Genomic DNA, 1,870 nt, shown 5'->3' with positions numbered 1-1,870 from the left:
CGCGGCGCGCGGCTGTATTTTGCCATTGCTTAAGGCTGAAGTGGGTCAACTCGTCATCACTAACCGCACTCAAAGTAAGGCGCAGGCCTTAGTAGAGATTTTTAGCCAAGTACAACAAGGGCGTTACCGCGATACACTCCTGTCGATGCCGATGCCAGAGTTGTCGGGGGAGTTCGATTTAGTGATTAACTCGACCTCAGCGAGTCTAGCGGGAGAGCTACCGCCACTGCCACAGTCCATTATCGGCAGCAAGACGGCTTGCTACGATATGATGTATGGCGCAAAACCAACGGCATTTAATCAATGGGCTGTGCAACAGGGCGCTGCGCAAGTGATTGATGGACTGGGTATGCTTGTCGGTCAGGCGGCAAAGAGTTTTGCGCTCTGGCGTGGCGTCGAGCCAGATACCTCAGGAGTGCTTAAATTGCTCAGGGACAAACTACAGGCCGACGCGCAATAGAGGCTCAAGAGGAAGATAAAATGAATCAGAGTATTTTATTCCCCGATCTGCAACATTGGGATGAAACCCAAAAGCATATTTGCTTTATTGCCCAGCAGCAGGGAATGAATATTAAGTGTTATATCAGCGCACAGAAGTTGGCGCAGTTAAATGACTTTTCGCCCCAGCCTAATATCGATGAAGCGGCCGCCATGTTAGCGCTATTTGATGCAGTTAGATTCGATGCCGAGGAAATGGCAGAAGCCTTAATTGAAGCAGAAGAGTTTGATGAATTTGGCGCAGTGCACTTAGGCTAAGAGCAAAATGAACAAGATGGCAGCTTAAACACTGCCATCACGATTTAATAGAAACACTACTCTGGCTTAGGTTCTGCCAAGTATTCGTTTTTCAAGCGTACATAGTTATCTGCGGATTCGGGTAAAAACTTCAATTCCGCTTCGGTTAACGGTCGCGCCTGTTTCGCAGGGCTGCCGACATATAAGTAGCCGCTCTGCAGCACTTTACCTGGTGGTACTAACGAACCCGCACCTAAAATCACATCATCTTCTAATATGGCACCGTCGAGGATAATGGCCCCCATTCCTACTAAAACACGATTGCCCACCTTGCAGCCATGCAGCATCGCCTTATGCCCAATCGTCACATCATCACCAATGATCAGTGGATGGCCTTCAGGACGAGAAGCGGATTTGCGGGTCACGTGCAATATGCTGCCATCCTGTACATTGGAGCGTTTACCAATTCGAATATGATTGACATCACCACGAGCGGCCACCATAGGCCAAATGCTGGCATCTGTATCTAAAGCGATATCGCCAACGAGTACCGAAGCAGAGTCTACATACACATTATCGCCGAGTTGTGGATGAATTCCTTGGTAAGTTCTGAGTGGTCCAGACATAAAAAAGTCCCTAATTGAGTGGTTTTTAGCATTATAAAGGTTAAAAACTGACAGGTCAGGTCAAATATCCAACGAACAGCGTAAAAAAGCTAATTATCTTTAAATTAGGGGTTGCACAAAAAGTTTCGCAGCCTATAATGCGCATCCACTGACACGGCAGACAGCGAAAGCTAACGCGGTTACAGTGCGAATCGAATGCAAATTGTGCAGTTGATTCGAAAGCCTCAAGAAGTTTGCAAAAACGCCTTGACGCGACAAGGGAAATGCGTAAAATACGCAGCCCTGACCCAGTGAGCGGTAACGCAAGCGATGAAGTCAAACGCTCTTTAACAATCTAAACAAGAAATCTGTGTGGACACTCACAGGTGTTGAGTTAATCGAAATTACTCTGCCGTTTGGCGAGTAATCAAAGAATTAAATCAATGAATGAGTGTTCATAGCAATATGTACAACGACTTATTAAGTTAAGTCGATTCAGAATTCATTGAGCCGCTGAAGTCGCAAGACGG

2 protein-coding genes and 1 pseudogene are annotated in these 1,870 nt (G+C 46.7%); 2 read left to right on the top strand and 1 reads right to left on the bottom strand.

Annotated features, from left to right (window positions below; genetic code table 11):
* A pseudogene (locus SHEWPOL2_RS21900) lies at positions 1–460 on the top strand (shikimate dehydrogenase); the annotation flags it as partial.
* A 20-nt stretch (positions 461–480) separates the two neighbouring features.
* A complete protein-coding gene (locus SHEWPOL2_RS21895) occupies positions 481–756 on the top strand; it encodes a DUF1488 domain-containing protein (protein WP_037413524.1) in 276 nt (91 codons plus the stop codon).
* A 56-nt stretch (positions 757–812) separates the two neighbouring features.
* Here the strand turns inward: SHEWPOL2_RS21895 and SHEWPOL2_RS21890 are convergent, their stop codons facing one another.
* A complete protein-coding gene (locus SHEWPOL2_RS21890) occupies positions 813–1,361 on the bottom strand; it encodes a gamma carbonic anhydrase family protein (RefSeq protein ID WP_037431734.1) in 549 nt (182 codons plus the stop codon).
* Between the last annotated feature and the right edge of the window lie 509 nt (positions 1,362–1,870).

Source organism: Shewanella sp. POL2 (assembly GCF_000282755.1).
Lineage (GTDB): Bacteria > Pseudomonadota > Gammaproteobacteria > Enterobacterales > Shewanellaceae > Shewanella > Shewanella xiamenensis.
Note: the sequence above shows the minus strand (reverse complement) of the source record. Positions and strands in the feature narration are given on the sequence as shown.

Bases quoted from the DNA above. Each gene is read 5' to 3' on its own strand.
- SHEWPOL2_RS21895 (WP_037413524.1), top strand. From the start codon at position 481: ATGAATCAGAGTATTTTATTCCCCGATCTGCAACATTGGGATGAAACC.
- SHEWPOL2_RS21890 (WP_037431734.1), bottom strand. From the start codon at position 1,361: ATGTCTGGACCACTCAGAACTTACCAAGGAATTCATCCACAACTCGGC.